Raw genomic sequence first — 17,142 nt, 5'->3', positions numbered from 1 at the left:
GAGTCTGACATGATAAAGCTACCTAAGCATGACCTTGACCGACAAAGTGCCATCATAAATGCGCAAAATAACGTTGCCGGCTGCACAAATTACCTGAGCGACGTATTAAGGCCTGCGATTGAATCGGGAGATTGGGATGTGCTTGAAACACTAGATATTGGCTTTACCGTCACAGGGGAGTCATTAGGTAAAATTGGTGACAATAATGCTTGGCGAAATCTTCAATATTTCTTTGAGCCAAACGCTACCTGTGCAAATACAATAGACTTCACGCTTGATGGGAAAGTGATTGAGCGCAATCTCAGAAATCAAATAAAATCCCTAATTTTGAAAATGATGTGGCTATCGCCTAGAGACCACTCTTTTTCAACCATTTACATCACTATCAATGAGTTAAAAAAATGCATTACGCCTCTTTTAAATAAAGGCTACAACAGTCTTGAGTCTCTTAGTTTTGATCTTCTTGAGACTTGGGTTCTCACAGGCATCACTGAACTAGAGTTTGAAAGAGGGTATATTTACACAGCACTCAATAAGTTATATACAGAAGCAAAAGGGCTGCCTTTTAAGGTTGCCTTTTCGAAAAAAATAACCGCATCAGACTTTGGGTTATCCCTAAAGGAAGCCAAGCAATATACGGTTATCCCACAGCGATTGTATTATCTTGGGCTACAAAAATCAGAGGAGTTAATTAACCAACTGTACCCTATACGTGATGAATTAATTCAACTATCAAATTACATTGCAACCTACCGTGATAATACTTATCAAGGGTATGCTAAATATCTAGTTAGTGCTAAGTCAAAACTTAAGAATGGTAATATTAAGTGGTATTTAGCTAAAGGAACTAAAGAGGGAAGAGAAAAAGTTACCGCCTTTAAAAAAGGTTATCTAATACTAAAATCACCAACAGAAGTTGAAATCATTGAGCTACTAAACAAACACAACCCAGAAATTATGAATGAGTATATCAACAATTTCCACATCGATAGAGCATTAAGAGTAGGAAATAGGAATGTGACGGGTCTTGTAGAGGCTCAATCACTTTTTAAAGAACTTAACGGTGGTTGTCTCTGGGGATTAATGTCTCGAACAGGTATGCGTGCTGATGAAATATTTCACCTTCATACCGCGAATGGATGGGCAGAAGAAACCATATCTAAACAAACAATCTTTGTTATTCATGCTGACCTCTCAAAGACAACAAGAGGATCTCAGTCAAAGCAAGATGAATTTGTCACAACAGAGGTTGGAAAAAAGGCTTACGAAATACTACAGGCCTTACATGAACCACTAAGAAAACGTCACCCTGACAGCCGAGCGTTTTTCCACAGAGTAAAATGGGGTTGTGGTGCTCTTCAGAAGGCAGGACTAGGTAAACATTCTACCGCTTGGTTCGAAAACACGATGATTGATATGCTTGCACTAACCAATGACGATGTGATTGATTTGAAGCTTTCCGACCCTAACCTTTCGTTTAATGTGGGTGATGACTATAAATTCTCAGGACATCAACTTCGGCGATCGTTTGCTTACTACCTTATCGGCTTTGAACTTTGCGCGTATCCACAACTCAAACAGCAGTTCAGCCATGTATCGATGGCGATGACAAGGCATTACGCCAAGAATGCCAGTAAATTCCAGAAAATCAGAAAGCAAAAACAAAACTTGCTTCACGCCATTGATGAAGAAAGAATTGATCAAAAAGCGCAAATCTACCTAAACATCTATAAGAAACTGGCGAATAAAGAGCGTGTCGCTGGCGGTAAGGGTAAAGAGTTCGCTAAAAAAATGATGAAGGCTAAGCGCAACTTGTTCAAAGATAAAGTCGACTACGACATGCTATCGCTCAATTACTGGAAAAAACAAGTTCGCGATCAAAAGCGCCATATTCATGTCGTCGCACCTGGGATTTACTGTACTTCAACAGGTTGTAGCTTGCGCACACAAGTCAATCTTTTAGAATGTGTGGACTGTAAGAACGACTACATTGTCGATACCGTTTTTGCAGAGGCTAAACGCAAAGAAGCTGAGATCAATATGCTGTGGGATATTGAGCATGATGAATTGACACCTCAAACAGCGTCAGAAGCGTATATCAAAATAACAGCTGCTGAGCGTATTATGAATGACTTAGGTATCAGCTATGAGCCTATTGAGCTACCACAAGAAGTTAAAGAGCTGCTGATACCTTGCGGAGTAACTGCGTAATGACACAAGCGACTAAAAGCAAGCTAGTAAAAGCCCTAGAGCGACTGTTAGATGGTAAGCCAGAAAATCGAGAGCTAAGGAAAAAAGCCCGAGAAAATAAGTTAAAAATCAATAACCTTAGCGTCGAGAAAGAAGCGGGGCTTTCTGTTGGTGCATTGCGCAGACATAAAGATGTTCAGGATATGGTGAAGAATAAGTCACTGGAATTTCGTGCCGCACAAGATGATTTAAGCCAGTCACCTATTAATGTATTACAAGCCGAGGTTAAGCAATTAAAGCAAGAGAAGACTCAAGCAACTAAAAAGAAAAAAAACTATCTCGACCTAGCTCGCAGTCATGAGCAAGCATTAGCTACCCAAGCAGCTAATCACATCAAGATGATTCAAGAACTAATAGAAATGCTACCTGAAAGTGAGCGTGAGAAAGCCATGGATAAAGTCGTTAACACTAGGCCCGATAACATCGTTGAAGGCTACTTCAGAAAGTAACTAGACCTAGTTTAGAATTACCACTAGACAACACCACCAAGCATAGATAAAACTACACACTGAAATAATAAGAAAGCTCGATTCAGAGTAAATTAAAGAAAGTAAGGATAACCTATGGCTATCGAAGCAGGACAAATCGCTCCAGATTTCACATTAAACGACCAAGACAACAACCCAGTAACCCTCTCTGAGCTGAAAGGAAAAAAAGTACTACTCTATTTCTACCCACGCGCTTCAACGCCTGGCTGTACAGTCCAAGCTCAAGGGCTTCGTGACACAAAAGCGGAACTAGAGGCTCATAACGTCGTTGTACTAGGTTTGAGCCCTGACACACCAAAAAAACTGACTAACTTTATCAATAAGCAAGAACTTAACTTCACATTGTTAGCCGATGAAGAACACGAAGTTTGTGAGAGGTACGGTGTTTGGCAACTTAAGAAGTTCATGGGGCGTGAGAATATGGGCGTGGTTCGTACAAGCTTCCTTATCGATGAATCTGGGAATCTTGAGCATGTATTTAATAAGTTCAAAACCAAAGACCATCATGAAGTTGTTCTAGATTACCTCAACAACAAATAGTATTTAAAAGTCAAATAGAGCCAGTGCCCTTTCGCTGGCTCCGTAGCTAGTCCCCTTCGGATTACTATTTTCAAAAAAGTCGTCAAGGATGAGATCGGATATCTACAGGCCTTTATCCAGAAAATCGCCCATATAGGACAAAGTGACTCCAATGTTATGACTATTCTCAATAAGACCTTACGAGACATTGAGTCAACGGTTAAATAGCTAGTATTAAGTTCAATACTGAATAGGGGCAGAATTGCTCCTACTCATATAAATACTGTTGAAATCCAATAAACGTATCTCGTATCGCCATTGGTGATCCAAGCACTTCTGCTGCATCACTTATCGTGTTGTATTTAAGTTCGACTAAGGGAAGCATTTTCTGTGCGGCTAGTTCTTGAACCCCTTCGTCAACATACTTATCTAGAATGAACTCTATAAACGCGACTTGGTGATCGTCAAAATGACTTGAAATAGCAGGTTTTGCAATTGCGACACGCTCTTTACGTGTATGCGTATCTCTAGCGTAAGCCACAAAAGATAATAAGTCGTATACGTCACTGTCTTTGGCATCGATAATATTTTTCATACTATCGAGTTTTTCATCGTCGTACCCAGCTTCATATAAATCAGCTAATAGTTTTTCACGGGTATTTGGATTACTCCATATCTCACGTAACTGATCTTCATTAGCAAAAAACCTTGGTAAGTCCCCAAACAATTGCTCTACGAACTGTTTGGCTGTCAGCATTGCGCCATCGGCTCCCATAAACAACACACTTTTCATGTGCTGTATTTGACGCACTTTCCCATCGGTTAACGTAATGAATATCTTCTCTGGTTTACCCGTATCGTCTTCATTATCACCTATAGGACAACTACACGGCGAGTCTCCGCAGTTATTACAAGGCTCTACAACACATTGACAAGGAGAGTGAAAACATTTGCCACAAAGCACGTCAGGATCTTCTATGACACAGTTACATGGGTTAAATCCACAGGTTTCGCATACGCAACTACATGGATTGTTATTACAGATATCACATGGCTCTTGCTCTGGTTTTTCGTCTGGCGGTAACGGCTCTCCGTCCCATTCAGGATCAGAAAAGTTATGATGCGCTTTGACAAAATCATACACCGTGAAGAATGACTTTCCATCGTACATCCGCGTACCACGGCCAATGATCTGCTTAAACTCAATCATGTTTTTACATTCACGCATTAACACAATGTTTCGCACATTACGGGCATCTACACCTGTCGATAACTTGCGTGAAGTAGTTAATATGGTCGGAATGGTTTTTTCATTATCACAGAATGTACGAAGATCGTTTTCGCCTGCTGCACCATCATTTGCAGTAATACGCACACAATAGCTTGGGTTAGTCGTCCACCCTTTTTTAACCGCGTATTGATTGATTAAGTCACGTACCATGCCTGCGTGTTCTTGTGTGGCACAAAACACGATGGTTTTCTCACGTGGATTGATATGGTCCATCCAATACTGCACACGCTTTTGCTCACGCTGCGGCATTACAATGATGCGGTTAAAGTCACCTTCTTTGTAAACTTTGCCTACTTCTGGTTTGCCTTTAAACGTAACAGCATCGCCCGGTGTATAGATATACTCATCCATGGTGCCGACTATCGGATACACCTTAAATGGCGTTAAAAAACCATCGTTAATGCCTTGTTTCAAGGTATAGCTGTAAACTGGCTCACCAAAGTATTTATAACTATCAGCATTGTCAGTACGTTTTGGTGTTGCTGTTAAACCTAACTGCACCGCAGGAGAGAAATAATCCAGAATATCTCGCCATGAACTCTCATCATTCGCACCGCCTCGGTGACACTCATCAATAATGATAAAATCGAAAAAGTCTTCTGGGTATTGTCTGAAGTTACAGTTGCTTGTATCTGTTATTACCGCTTGTTCAAACTCTTCATCTTCAACTTCTTCTGCATTTAAGCTGTGTTTATTTGCAGAATCGGTCATTAGCGTTTGGAAAATTGCCATAAATATACTGGCGTTTTTAGGCACACCCTTAGCTTTTTTGATTTCACTTGGGGTAATACGCACGACGGCATCTTCACCAAAAGCGCCAAAATCATTAAAGGCTTGCTTGGTTAATACATTTCGGTCGGCTAAAAATAGAATACGTGGGCGTTTTTTAGCGTTACTTGGATTCTTAGCTGCTTGTAAACTCCAACGACTTTTAAACAGCTTCCATGACAGTTGAAAGGCAATGCAGGTTTTACCCGTGCCTGTTGCAAGTGTGAGTAGAATACGGTCTTTGCCTTTTGCTATTGCCTCTAACGCTTGGTTAATGGCGTTTTCTTGGTAATAACGTGGTTGCCAATCGCCTTTACATTCAAACGGAATTTTTGCAAAGTTTTCACGCCAAGTGCTCGTAAATGCTGGCTCGGCTTTACCATCATCACCGTTAAAGGCAATCGCCCACATCTCTTCAGGGCTTAAATAGCGTTCAACGAGTTGTTCTTCACCCGTCAGCATGTCTATTTGGTAAATGTCATGACCATTTGTGGCATAAGCAAAACGGCACTGTAAACGTTGAGCGTAGTCTTTGGCTTGGCGCACACCTTCGGTGTAACTTAGGCTTTCACGTTTAGCTTCAACGGCAGCAAGTTTACGGCCTTGAAACTCTAAAACGTAATCTGCACTGAGTTTTGAGCCACGTTTACCGCCACCTAAAATACGTCCAGCAGTAATACTCACCTCACGGCGAATAATGCTGTGATCAGCTTTACCCCAACCATCTACCGTTAATTTAGGCGAGATTAACTCAGCACGGGTTTCAGATTCATTTCTACTCATGACACTTACCTTGTGTATACTGTTTAGGCCGACTATTAGTCGTGCGTTAACTCGCCGCTAAAGGCTTTTTGTAAGATGGATTTTTTAAGTTCGTCTATCTTTAAGATTTTCTTACGGTAAATAACCTCTATCTTGTCAATATATCGCTTCAAACTTTGTAGTTCGCTGACTATCTTTTCCTGAGTAATCATATCTGGTACGGGGACCGAATATTCTTTGATCATAGGCACTGTTAATTGAGGAATAGCCGACCCACTTCTTAAAATATCTAGTGTTTGTAGGGCATGCTTCAAATACTCTAAACCAATAATTTCTTTATTTGGTGTTAATACAATTAGTCGCACAATTGGAAAAAATGGTTCTTTTCTCAATTCGATATGACCAGTACCACTTCCCCTGGCTGCAATAGTTATTGACGGTTCATCGGCTCTAGAGTAATCAGTAAATCCATAGAGGCCATTATTCTTCACTGCATTGGCGTAGATAGGGATATTAAATTCTTTGGTTTGCTCCTTTGAAAATAAACCTTTTTTAGGGGCGTCGCCACCTGCAAATATATCATCGCAAACTAATGGTAAAGAACTTAAATTCGAAGATTCACCAAGACTTTCAAACAAATTAAGCTTTTTGCTTTCAAACAACTCACGGGCATTTTTTAGGTTTTGTTCGGTTTTAGCGCGTGTTTGTTCTAAGTCGGCAAATATAGTGTCGAGTAATGCCACAATGCGTTTTTGTTCTTCTAGGCTTTCAGGAAATTGTATTTTAATCCGTCGCAAATCATCATTGTACAACCTTGCAATAGTTGCTCCTTTTGACGGATTCCAGTCGCAAGCGCCATAAAACATATATAAATATTCGTTTAATACTACTTTTTCATTATTATCGATCCAAACGATATTTGAATCTTGAAAATAAGCAGGCTTCCCATCATAAATAACTCTGCGTCCAATCGTTCCTGAAGCTGAAATTAAGATATCGCCTTTCTTAGGAAATGAATATTTTTCTTTAAAGTCTTGGTAGATCTCATCAGTAATAAAGGCATTTGCCTCTTTACCAAACGTACCTATTTTAAAAAATGGAATATCACCAGTAGCAGAGGTTTGTTTTTTTAAAATCCTCTTGCACATCGATACTTTACCAACATCCCCTAAAGTAGACTCCAACCAGCCATTTGATAACTCGTTAACAGCTTCAATCATTACAACAACTCCTGAATCTTAGCCAAAATTGCTTCAGATTCTTTGTCGAGTTTAATAATGTCCTCAATAATTACTTTAGGCTCACGCAGTGGTGCCGCTTCTTCAACATTCGGGTTTTTAACCGATAGGTCATAAGTGGCTTCATCAATATCACTAATGGCTAATGACCATGATTTATCTGAAACCCCTTTTTTCAAATCACCCATCGCGGCTTTTTGCAGCTTAACAAAGTCTTCTAAATCTTTGTCGTTTAGTGGGTTTGTTTTGCCCATATTACGACCGACATTTAGCTCATAGAACCAAGTGTTAAGCGTTGGTTCGCCTTTAGTAAAGAAGAGCACGATCCGTTTTTACACCCGCACCTAAGAACGTACCACCTGGGCAATCAAGCACGGTGTGTAAATTACAGTTTTCAAGCAGTTCCTTACGAAGTGCAATTGCCGCCTTATCAGTATTACTTAGGAAGGTATTTTTAATAACAACCGCTGCACGACCACCGGGTTTGAGCATTTTGATAAAGTGTTGCAAGAACAAAAATGCTGTTTCACCCGTTTGGATAGGGAAGTTCTCTTGAACCTCTTTACGTTCTTTACCACCAAACGGTGGGTTAGCTAGGATGATGCTGTGTTGGCTGCTTGGTTGAATATCTTGTAGCTTTTCAGAAAGTGTATTGGTGTGTAATACGTTAGGCGCTTCAATGCCGTGCAAAATCATGTTCATGATAGCGATAACATACGCCAGAGATTTTTTCTCTTTGGCATAAAACGTATCGTTTTGCAGTGTCGTTAAATCAGTGGTGCTAAGCTTCACTTTTTCGCGACCACCTTGACGTAGATAATCAAAGGCTTCACACAAGAACCCCGCCGAGCCTGCTGCGCCATCGTAAATGGTTTCACCGATTTTAGGCTGAACAACATCGATCATCGCTCGGATTAATGGACGCGGAGTGTAGTATTCACCACCGTTACGACCGGCGTTACCCATGTTTTTAATTTTAGCTTCATATAAATGACTTAATTCGTGTTTTTCTTGCTGTGAGCGAAAACGTAATGAGTCAATCTTTTCAAGTGCATCACGCAGTGAATAACCACTTTGAATCTTGTTTTTTATCTCGCTAAAAATCTCACCAATTTTGTACTCAATGGTGTTTGCGCTATCAGCACGTTGCTTAAAGCCTTTTAGGTATGGGAAAAGCTGACCATCAACGAAATCCATCAGGTCATCACCCGTTAAAGCGTTGTTGTGATCAAACTTACCATCAGCATCTTTAGGCGCAGCCCAATTGCTCCAACGGAATTGCTCTTCGATGATGTACTCATAAGTCTCCATCATCATTTCCGCTTCTTGGGATTTGGTGAACTCAAGATCGTCAAGGTATTTTAAAAACAGCATCCATGAGGATTGTTCTGTGTAATCTAGCTCAGAAGAGCAACCTGCATCTTTATGGAAGATGTCATCAACGTTCTTGAATACTTGTTCAAACATGTTTTGAATGTCCTGATAGCGGCTAAGTTATGGGAAGGAGGCTTAATATTCTCCAGAGAAACCCATAGCAAATTGAATTATGAAATTAGGGGGAATATACCCTTTTTCTTTAGTCTTTACTTTGATTTAGTGATGCAATAAGTTTTTTTCTTTCGCTCTTAGTCATTTGAGAAATTAAGCACGCTAACTCGGCTGCGCTTTCATCTTCACAAAAGAAATAATTAAGCGGCACACCTAGTTCATCAGCGATGAGTTTTAAGGTTTGAACATCAGGGGTGTGCTTGCCTTTCTCGTATTGATTCATTCGAGGGCTTGCTGAACTTTCATCCATACCTATGCACACTCCCAATGCTTTTTGAGAGAGTTTCGCTTTTTTACGAGCTTGTTTGAGTCGCTCTGGGATTGGATTAATAAATAACACTTAAATTTCATTTTGGTAGACTCTAATAACTAAGATTGTCTTAGTTTTATTGATTCTTGTATACTAAGCAATACTTAGTTTTTAGTTGGTGTGATTTTGAAAATGAAACAATCTCGAAGAATTGGTGCGGTGATGCACAAGTTATTAATAGAAAATGGGTTAAATGGGTTCACCGTACTAGAAGCTAGGGATTTGTGGCTATCACTTAATAACGTAAACTCCAGTTCTACTGAAGCTCGTAAAAAAGTATATCGAGCAATTTTTCACTTTGAAAAGAAAAGTTGGTTGCGAACGGAGGGCTCTGGACGGGCAAAACGTTACTTTCAAACTGATCAATTTAAAGAGTTACATGAAAATGTAACCACGAATAATCAAGTGATTAAAAAATCTCAAGTACTCGTTCAAGACTATTCTGTTTTGAACAATGAGCGCAATGAATACAAGGGCGAACTAGAGATAGTGCTTGGGGAGGTTGACGAGTATCAGTCGATCATATCCCGATTTCCTGAGCTAGAAAATAAACTGGCCCCTTTGCATCAGCAGACTAAGGAGCGCGCAGCTTTATTACTCGGTAAAGTGAACGTTTTAACAAAGGTTCTTAACACTCTTTATGAAGGAAATGAAGCATGTTAAGAGAGTGGCAAAGTGAATGTTCTGACAGAGCGTTGGGGAAATACCAATCTAACTGCTCCCATTTTTTTTGCCAAGCTACACCTGGGGCTGGAAAGACGGTACTTGCTGCTAATATTGCATCAAGACTGCTACAAAACGACATGGTGGATCTTGTATTGTGTTTTTCACCATCGTTGACGGTTTCTGATGGTATTAAAAGAACCTTTTCATCATTCCTTAATTGCACATTTAATGGTGGGATGGGAGCTATCGGGCAATCTTTAACCTACCAATCTATCCAGTTCCTCAATGATGAGTTTTGGCAAACATTACGCAATCACAGAGTCTTTGTTGTTTTTGATGAAATACACCACTGCTCTGGCTCTGAGGTTGAAAATGCGAACATTTGGGGGCAGCAAGTTCTAACTAAGATTCAAGGGCTTGCTACTTTTACACTTGCACTTTCAGGAACACCATGGCGCTCAGACTCTTTACCTATTGTGATGGGTGAATACAGCGATCCAGACGGACAGCTTCTTGTCGATTACCAATATACTCTTAAACAAGCGATTACTGATGGTGTCTGTAGATCGCCTAAAATCGTGTTAATTGATAATGAACACTTGTCTGTTAGTAGTAGCGAAAAAGTGGAATCTTTTTCATCAATATTAGAGATGCTTAAGCAGACAAAAGCATCTTACCAGAGTGTAATTCACAACCAAGAAGCGATGGAATATCTACTAAGTTTAGGGTGTGAGCGACTAGCAAGAGTGCGCTTAGACTCTCCAAATGCCGGTGGACTCGTTGTCGCTGCATCAGTTCAGCATGCACAAGCTATCAAAGAAGTACTCTCTCAAAAGTTTGGCCAAACCGTTTCGATTGTTACTTATCGACATGAAGAACCGCTTGCAGAAATAGATCGTTATCGACAAAGCGACGCTCAATGGATCGTTAGCGTAGGTATGATAAGTGAAGGGACAGACATCCCTAGACTTCAAGTGTGTTGCCATATGAGCTCTGTAAAGACGGAATTGTATTTCAGGCAAGTGCTAGGGCGTATTTTGCGAGTCGACTCTTCCACGGCTCAACACGCATGGTTATTTACGTTTGCGGAGCAAAACCTTATCCAGTTTGCAGAACGAATTGAACACGATATTCCTGAGTCATGTCTTTATGCGTATATGGGAAAACCAATCGAAACCGAACTCCCCAATAAACGAAATAGCTTGAATGATAAAAAGCCTTTGTTTGAGCCTCAAAGTCATACTGGTTCAAAAGTATCTTGGGGAAGTGGTACAGGCAGTACAAGCACTCTTTATGGGACTCTAGGGACGTTTGATGAGCTTCGGCTTGGAGCTTTTAGGCAGAGGGTTATTTCGGCGTTTTCTACCATGTAATAAAGTTAGACGCATTACTCAAAGAGTCAAAACGATACTTTCATCTTTATCGTCTGATACTCGGCAGTATTTATCCACACCTGAAAGCTGGTCATATACTGCCGAAATAATCTACTAGTCTTTTATCAAATCATTTTCAAAGGCATCATAGATATCGCCAACAATCTTTGTTAACTGCGTTGTATCATGAATTTGTGTATCGAGCTTATCCAAAGCTTCTTTAGGTATTGTTAATGTAATTACGTAGCCAATCGCCATATTTATAACCGTGCGATTTGAGTCTAGAATCTTCGTCTGCCACTCACATTGCTTTCTCCAATCGTAAGATAAATGCTCATCAAGCAATTCTTCAATATCAGACCAAATTTCTTTCATGTACCGACCAGTCTTGTTTTTGAAAATTTCATGAGTGTATAGGTTCTTTTTCATCTTACGATCATCAAACCATAGGCCGCTTACATAAGCCTGCCCTGAAAATTTAACGTGATAGCCAATAGATAGAGGGTAAGATTGACCATTTAAAAGTATATCTGTGCTAAATTCGGGATCTTTGTGAAAGATATGCCATCCCTGTGTTTTAGTATTTCCAGGATAGATTGAGGCCACCAAATCACCTGTTTCTGGACAAGCCTCATAAAGTACTTCATCTGCCCATCCCTTAGAAAAGTTTGTCCCAAGGCGGTCATTGTAGGTTAAGAGCTTCAAGTTCCCCCTAGCTGCTTCAAAATCCTCTACAGCAATACGAATTCGTCTATATATCGCATTACAACTTTTAGGGCTTAGAGAAGCAATTGGCGTTGCAGGAAGCCACTCAGGGTTATGATCTCGCACCAATTGAATAAAATCAGCTAAGAAACGGTTTTTGTTGCCACTCATTTTTTCAAAGCTAGATACTTTCACAGCAATTGTCATTAACCTCTTCCAATTTAGATCCCTGTCTGTAACCATATCTTTGCATTCAGTTAGAGATAAATTGTCCTTACGGAGGATATTAAAGATTTGGTTATACAGCTGAGCCGTACAATCAATACCGTCTCTTTTGGCTTCAACTACTATACAAACATCGTTAATAGTAAGTACTAAATCACATATTGGATCATATTCATCCACTCGCGATTGATCCCAGAAATTAACCATCTCCGCTTGACTCAAACTAACTGCATAGATGTGCTTATAGCCCTCAATACTTTGGGCATTTTTTTGAATTGAGATATTAAGTTCTGGCTGTTTATTTATGTCTTGAAAAAGTTTGTTGTAGCGTGCATCCCCATCAAAAATAAACTGGAGAACTTCATGAAGAAATAAAGCATCTTCTTGAAGACAAATTGCCAGAGCCCGGGTTAAGTCGTTCTCTAATTGGTAGGTACGTTCTTTCTTTGCGTAGGTTCTAAAAAGGTTGAGGTGTTTATTCATTTCGTTAACGGCTCTCATGGTTTGACGCAAGAATTGCACGTGTATATGCATAGCGTATTAAGAACAATATTCGATAATATCAGATTAAACGACATCGTTTACGTTGTGATTCAAAATATGAATTAGTTGAAGCAAGGTAAATTACAATAGTTTTACCCTATTTATCAGCTATGGAAAATACTCATTCACACGCTACTAATGAGATTTTTATTGCTAGAATTATCTGAATTCATCCCATGATGTTGTTCCTTGCTTCTCTTAACCCATTGTTAGTTCTTGCTATAAGTAATCAGGTCACATACAATCGAATCACTCTTTAGCGTTTGGGTTGATAAATATCACACCTTGTCGGGCGATTCGCCAGACACTAACTTATTGAGTGCATTTAGGGTTGCGTTAGAACTTTTCTAACGATCCTTCGTGCCTCAGGAGCGTCAGAAAAGTTCTAACGCTAGCCTCTGAGTAAAGAGTTAAAAGCAATAGACGGTTCTTCATTTGGAACCGTCTATCTTTTTTGATAAAACAGGACTACTGTGAGCAAAAAATTTGAAAATGCGGTAATTGATGCATTTGAGTCATTTGATGTAAATAATTTTAAAATTAATTATCCAGACCATCGAATTTTTGTTTGTGGTGGACAAATTGACATCAGAGAAACCATACCACTTAGCTTCCGTCAGCGTTTCATCAGCGATCTTGCTGTAAAACACCCACATATTGAAAGCGAAATTATTCTTGCGGAATCATTTAAGGATTATTTTAAAGAACACGCATATCGTGATTTATTGACTTTTGAAGATGACATAGCACAAGTGGCTTCTGTCGTTGTTATTTTTCTTGAAAGCCCAGGGTCTCTAGTTGAACTCGGTATGTTCTGTACCAAACCAAATTTTTATAAAAAATTACTTATCATTGCCCCAAGAAAAGAGACGGAAGAAGAAGATTCTTTCATTTATCTCGGTCCTCTTTATCACATCCGAAGCAAAGAACCATCGTCAGTTGCTATATATCCTTGGCCATCCACAGCAGTACTTGAATACCCAGATATACATCTACAAGATTTGTGCGCTTCTCTACTAGAAAAGCGAGATAATATTCCTAAACACCCTAAATATTCTCCTGACAACTCAGGGCATGTTGCTCTGTTGATCTTAGAAGTAGTTCGACTCTCTTACCCTATATTGTTGACTGAGATAGAGCTAGCACTTGCGTCTCTAAACTTGGATGAAGATAAATCTAAAGTGACACGTTTACTGTACTTATTGAACAAACTTGGTTATTTGGATACTTATGAATACAGCGGTTATAAGTATTACTACCCGATAATTAGAGACAAACCACGAGTTAAATTTGGTATAAGTAAAACAGGTATTCCATTCGATGAAAAGAAGTTACAGATGAGTCTAAAAATGTCATACGTCACGGATATTTCAGATGGCGCTTCTCGAAAACGAATCGCTGCAGGTAAAGAAATTCATACTATCCTTGAGGAGGCACAGAAATGAGTTTATTCAAGTCACTTTCTACAATACTACTCATGGATGAAAAAGAGCTCCGTTCTTTTGCAACTACCGCTCCTTATCGCTACAAAGTTTATACTATAGCCAAGAGAAATTCAGATGAAACAAGGCTCATCGCTCATCCCTCAAAAGAGCTTAAGTTTGTCCAAAGATTAATAATAGCTCTGCTTGCACCAAACCTTCCTATTCACTCTGCAGCTACTGCGTATATAAAAGGAAAAAGTATCAAAGACAATGCATTACCACATGCTAGTAAGAAGTATTTACTGAAAATGGATTTGAAAAATTTTTTCCCAAGCATAAAACCTGAGCTATTTTTTAAAGAATGTCGATACCATAATATTGAAGTTTCAGATATTGATAAGAATTTATTAGAAGGATTTCTTTTTTGGAAAACAAGACGCTCAAATCAGCTTAAGTTGAGTATTGGAGCTCCAAGTTCTCCTTTAATCTCTAACTTTATCTTATATAGATTTGATGAAGAAATAATCAAGGCATGCCATGCGGAGGGAGTAACTTATACTCGTTATGCAGATGATCTTACTTTCTCAACAAATAAAAAAGGCGTACTTTTATCTTATCAGGCAAAGGTGAGAAGAATTATCGGGATTCTTTATGATGGAAATTTTAAAGTTAACTTAAGAAAAACGGTCTTGTCCTCCAAAGGGCATAATCGACATGTTACAGGTATAACTCTTTCAAATGACGGCAACATTAGTCTAGGTAGAGAGAAAAAACGTAAAATATCAGCAGGAATTCACCATTTTTCGCTTAATCTTCTAGAGAGTGAAGATGCATTAAAGCTGAGCGGGAAATTAGCTCATGCAGCATTTATCGAATCTGATTTCCTAGAAAAAATGATTACAAAATATGGACAAGAAACTGTATCTAGCTTGCTAAAAGTTAATACTATTAACAAACTTTAAGCTGCCTTAACAACCCGCTTCTAGCCCCTACACCACTACATACAATTGTCGCCAGTGGTTGCTCTGATTTCTCTCGTGTCGTACTCTTTTTTTAATCAATTGAAGTAAGATGTTACTGAATAGTAATGAGGGCATTGCATGAGTAGCTCTGAGGCGGAAACGCCTTAGTATGAACAATCTAAAACAGATCCATCAAGGGCAGTGAAGATAACTTAGAAGCCTTACTATATATTTGTATTAAAATTGATATCTAAAGGCATCGTTGAATGGTAGAACGGCTTTTTAATATCTCCAAATACCTTACTAAGATCTTCTTTAGAATCAGCAACAAATACAACTCGTATATTTTCTATAGCCCTAACTGTCAACCGTGATCTTAGCCATCCTGAAAATTGAGTGTCTTTCAAAGCATCAATGCCATAAAACCAAATCCATTTAGGGTATTCATTTTGTTCAATTGCCTTGTTAATCTCATCAGATTCAATGTAAAAATCATTTAGATTAATACTTATAACTGTAATACCAAGTGACTTGTTAATTCGATTCATTTCATGAACTAAGGAAGAGTCTAATTCATCAGTAACAATATGAAACCTCAACATTTGAAGTTCCCAATAAGCACGAATGATTCGCTCTAGTCCTCGCTCATAATCATTAAAATTGAACTCAATGTTGTCTAGAGTATTTATATACATTGTTAGACCCTTATATCAAAAGGTAGCAGGTTCCAGGTAGGTATTCATAAAAACTGGGTCATACATAATTATAATCCAACTGAAGGAGAATACGACTGGGCCTTAGAGTTGAATAAGAAAGGTATTAAAAAGTTTACAGAGTATAGTAATAGTCAACAGTAACTATCCTCGAATGAATTAAGGCTTGGTGTTCCTTTATCAAACCTTAATTAACGAGATAGTAATATATTCTATGCCCGTTCTTTTAGGCTAAAGGCTCACACCAAAATTTAGCAGTTAGGTGGCTCTTGCTATTAGTAACATAAATCAATTTAAACATCACGAAGTGTCGCTTATATGACCGTAATGTGTAATATATTAGACAATATTTAATGCACTTATGAGAACATGAGAGTCGCCAACTCATCTTTTTCCAGAAGTGAGTTACAAGTTCAATCATACAGGTGTAATCACCAAGCGATTCAGTCGTATGGCCTAGTGGCTCCACTTCATACCTCTCCTAAGATTTTTATGACAGATTTTCATCTTGGAAAGTCGGTAAATATAACCAAATTTACAAAAATTATGACAACTGCTATATTTGTAGTTGATAAATGAAAAATATCAACCTAAACCACTGTTAAAGAAGATTTTTCTATGAAATTGTCAAAGTTATCGTCTTAGAATATCTTCAAGGGTGCTCTGTCATGGGAAAAGTATACGATGGCCTACATCGTATTAGTTTTCTGATAAATGAAGAAGGTATTATCGAGCACGTATTCAATAAGTTTAAAACCAAAACTCATCATGAAGTCGTTTTAGATTATTTAAACGAGAAATAATGTTCAGTATTTAAATAAAGGCGGGGCTTATTCTAAAGCCCGCCTTTTATTGTTTATCTTTATTATACCGAGACCACTAAACGTTTTCTTTTAGAGAAATCTCAGTGGCTGGTAATGCTTTCCATACTGCTTTAACTAACGTCGCTAATGGAATTGCAAAGAACACTCCCCAGAAACCCCATAGCCCACCAAAGACCAAGACAGCCACAATGATAGCCACAGGATGAAGGTTAACCGCCTCAGAGAAGAGTACTGGTACTAACACATTACCATCTAAAGCCTGAATGATTGCATAAGCTAAAACTAGCCAATAAAAGTCAGGCGTTAACCCCCATTGAAACAAGGCGACAATCGCAATAGGTACAGTGACGGCGGCGGCTCCAATATACGGAATAAGTACTGAGAAACCGACCATTACTGCTAATAGTAAAGAATAACGTAAATCCATAATAAAGAAGGTTATATAGCTCACCCCACCAACAATCAATATCTCAACGACTTTGCCTCGAATATAGTTACTGATCTGTTCGTTCATTTCAATCCAGACCTTAGTC

Annotated in this window: 15 protein-coding genes and 1 pseudogene; 8 read left to right on the top strand and 8 right to left on the bottom strand. The window is 38.9% G+C overall.

Annotated elements, in window-relative coordinates; translation table 11 throughout:
• The first annotated feature begins 9 nt into the window (after positions 1–9).
• The 3 genes from ACU5DF_RS07970 (at position 10) to bcp (ending at position 3,278) form a co-directional block, all read left to right on the top strand.
• Positions 10–2,211, top strand: a complete 2,202-nt coding sequence (locus tag ACU5DF_RS07970; RefSeq protein WP_446711297.1) for a site-specific integrase — start codon at positions 10–12, stop codon at positions 2,209–2,211.
• Complete coding sequence (locus ACU5DF_RS07965; RefSeq protein ID WP_446711296.1) at positions 2,211–2,699, top strand: bacterioferritin comigratory protein; 489 nt, start codon at positions 2,211–2,213, stop codon at positions 2,697–2,699. Before ACU5DF_RS07970 ends, ACU5DF_RS07965 begins: the two co-directional genes overlap by 1 nt.
• 114 nt (positions 2,700–2,813) lie before the next feature.
• Positions 2,814–3,278, top strand: coding sequence for a thioredoxin-dependent thiol peroxidase (gene bcp / locus ACU5DF_RS07960; protein ID WP_446711295.1), 465 nt, complete (start codon positions 2,814–2,816; stop codon positions 3,276–3,278).
• A 247-nt stretch (positions 3,279–3,525) separates the two neighbouring features.
• Here bcp and hsdR read toward each other — a convergent pair whose 3' ends face one another.
• From hsdR to ACU5DF_RS07935, 5 genes are all read right to left on the bottom strand, one after another.
• Positions 3,526–6,099, bottom strand: coding sequence for an EcoAI/FtnUII family type I restriction enzme subunit R (gene hsdR / locus ACU5DF_RS07955; RefSeq protein ID WP_446711294.1), 2,574 nt, complete (start codon positions 6,097–6,099; stop codon positions 3,526–3,528).
• A gap of 35 nt (positions 6,100–6,134) precedes the next feature.
• The gene (locus ACU5DF_RS07950) at positions 6,135–7,298 is read right to left on the bottom strand and encodes a restriction endonuclease subunit S (protein WP_446711293.1); all 1,164 of its coding nucleotides are present in this window, start codon (positions 7,296–7,298) and stop codon (positions 6,135–6,137) included.
• On the bottom strand, positions 7,298–7,639 hold the full coding sequence (locus tag ACU5DF_RS07945; protein WP_446712507.1) for an N-6 DNA methylase family protein: 342 nt from the start codon (positions 7,637–7,639) through the stop codon (positions 7,298–7,300). The genes ACU5DF_RS07950 and ACU5DF_RS07945 overlap by 1 nt, the downstream gene beginning before the upstream one ends.
• Complete coding sequence (locus ACU5DF_RS07940; protein WP_446712506.1) at positions 7,623–8,783, bottom strand: class I SAM-dependent DNA methyltransferase; 1,161 nt, start codon at positions 8,781–8,783, stop codon at positions 7,623–7,625. Before ACU5DF_RS07940 ends, ACU5DF_RS07945 begins: the two co-directional genes overlap by 17 nt.
• 109 nt (positions 8,784–8,892) lie before the next feature.
• A complete protein-coding gene (locus ACU5DF_RS07935; RefSeq protein WP_446711291.1) occupies positions 8,893–9,204 on the bottom strand; it encodes a helix-turn-helix domain-containing protein in 312 nt (103 codons plus the stop codon).
• Positions 9,205–9,306: 102 nt separating this feature from the next.
• On the opposite strand from ACU5DF_RS07935, the gene ACU5DF_RS07930 reads away from it, so the two are divergent.
• Both ACU5DF_RS07930 and ACU5DF_RS07925 read left to right on the top strand, forming a co-directional pair.
• Entirely contained in the window at positions 9,307–9,837 is a 531-nt protein-coding gene (locus ACU5DF_RS07930; protein ID WP_446712450.1) for a VspR family transcription factor, read from the top strand.
• Positions 9,831–11,213, top strand: a complete 1,383-nt coding sequence (locus tag ACU5DF_RS07925; protein ID WP_446711290.1) for a DEAD/DEAH box helicase — start codon at positions 9,831–9,833, stop codon at positions 11,211–11,213. The genes ACU5DF_RS07930 and ACU5DF_RS07925 overlap by 7 nt, the downstream gene beginning before the upstream one ends.
• A 114-nt stretch (positions 11,214–11,327) precedes the next feature.
• Here the strand turns inward: ACU5DF_RS07925 and ACU5DF_RS07920 are convergent, their stop codons facing one another.
• A complete protein-coding gene (locus ACU5DF_RS07920; RefSeq protein ID WP_446711289.1) occupies positions 11,328–12,626 on the bottom strand; it encodes a hypothetical protein in 1,299 nt (432 codons plus the stop codon).
• A gap of 533 nt (positions 12,627–13,159) precedes the next feature.
• Between ACU5DF_RS07920 and ACU5DF_RS07915 the strand changes: the two genes are divergently transcribed.
• Positions 13,160–14,131, top strand: a complete 972-nt coding sequence (locus ACU5DF_RS07915) for a retron St85 family effector protein (protein WP_446712448.1) — start codon at positions 13,160–13,162, stop codon at positions 14,129–14,131.
• Positions 14,128–15,072, top strand: a complete 945-nt coding sequence (locus tag ACU5DF_RS07910; protein ID WP_446712505.1) for a retron St85 family RNA-directed DNA polymerase — start codon at positions 14,128–14,130, stop codon at positions 15,070–15,072. Before ACU5DF_RS07915 ends, ACU5DF_RS07910 begins: the two co-directional genes overlap by 4 nt.
• Positions 15,073–15,296: 224 nt before the next feature.
• Here ACU5DF_RS07910 and ACU5DF_RS07905 read toward each other — a convergent pair whose 3' ends face one another.
• On the bottom strand, positions 15,297–15,767 hold the full coding sequence (locus tag ACU5DF_RS07905) for a hypothetical protein (protein ID WP_446712445.1): 471 nt from the start codon (positions 15,765–15,767) through the stop codon (positions 15,297–15,299).
• Positions 15,768–16,453: 686 nt separating this feature from the next.
• Here ACU5DF_RS07905 and ACU5DF_RS07900 point away from each other — a divergent pair.
• A pseudogene (locus ACU5DF_RS07900) lies at positions 16,454–16,588 on the top strand (bacterioferritin comigratory protein); the annotation flags it as partial.
• 76 nt (positions 16,589–16,664) lie between these two features.
• On the opposite strand, the gene ACU5DF_RS07895 reads toward ACU5DF_RS07900, so the two are convergent.
• A partial coding sequence (locus ACU5DF_RS07895; RefSeq protein ID WP_446712504.1) for an AI-2E family transporter occupies positions 16,665–17,142 on the bottom strand: 478 nt, incomplete at its 5' end.

This window comes from Aliivibrio wodanis, assembly GCF_052920805.1.
Note: the sequence above shows the minus strand (reverse complement) of the source record. Positions and strands in the feature narration are given on the sequence as shown.

What these genes read in the sequence shown, in the direction of transcription:
- ACU5DF_RS07970 (WP_446711297.1), top strand. Translation starts at nt 10, where the DNA reads ATGATAAAGCTACCTAAGCATGACCTTGACCGACAAAGTGCCATCATA.
- ACU5DF_RS07965 (WP_446711296.1), top strand. Translation starts at nt 2,211, where the DNA reads ATGACACAAGCGACTAAAAGCAAGCTAGTAAAAGCCCTAGAGCGACTG.
- bcp (WP_446711295.1), top strand. Translation starts at nt 2,814, where the DNA reads ATGGCTATCGAAGCAGGACAAATCGCTCCAGATTTCACATTAAACGAC.
- hsdR (WP_446711294.1), bottom strand. Translation starts at nt 6,099, where the DNA reads ATGAGTAGAAATGAATCTGAAACCCGTGCTGAGTTAATCTCGCCTAAA.
- ACU5DF_RS07950 (WP_446711293.1), bottom strand. Translation starts at nt 7,298, where the DNA reads ATGATTGAAGCTGTTAACGAGTTATCAAATGGCTGGTTGGAGTCTACT.
- ACU5DF_RS07940 (WP_446712506.1), bottom strand. Translation starts at nt 8,783, where the DNA reads ATGTTTGAACAAGTATTCAAGAACGTTGATGACATCTTCCATAAAGAT.
- ACU5DF_RS07930 (WP_446712450.1), top strand. Translation starts at nt 9,307, where the DNA reads ATGAAACAATCTCGAAGAATTGGTGCGGTGATGCACAAGTTATTAATA.
- ACU5DF_RS07925 (WP_446711290.1), top strand. Translation starts at nt 9,831, where the DNA reads ATGTTAAGAGAGTGGCAAAGTGAATGTTCTGACAGAGCGTTGGGGAAA.
- ACU5DF_RS07920 (WP_446711289.1), bottom strand. Translation starts at nt 12,626, where the DNA reads ATGAATAAACACCTCAACCTTTTTAGAACCTACGCAAAGAAAGAACGT.
- ACU5DF_RS07910 (WP_446712505.1), top strand. Translation starts at nt 14,128, where the DNA reads ATGAGTTTATTCAAGTCACTTTCTACAATACTACTCATGGATGAAAAA.
- ACU5DF_RS07905 (WP_446712445.1), bottom strand. Translation starts at nt 15,767, where the DNA reads ATGTATATAAATACTCTAGACAACATTGAGTTCAATTTTAATGATTAT.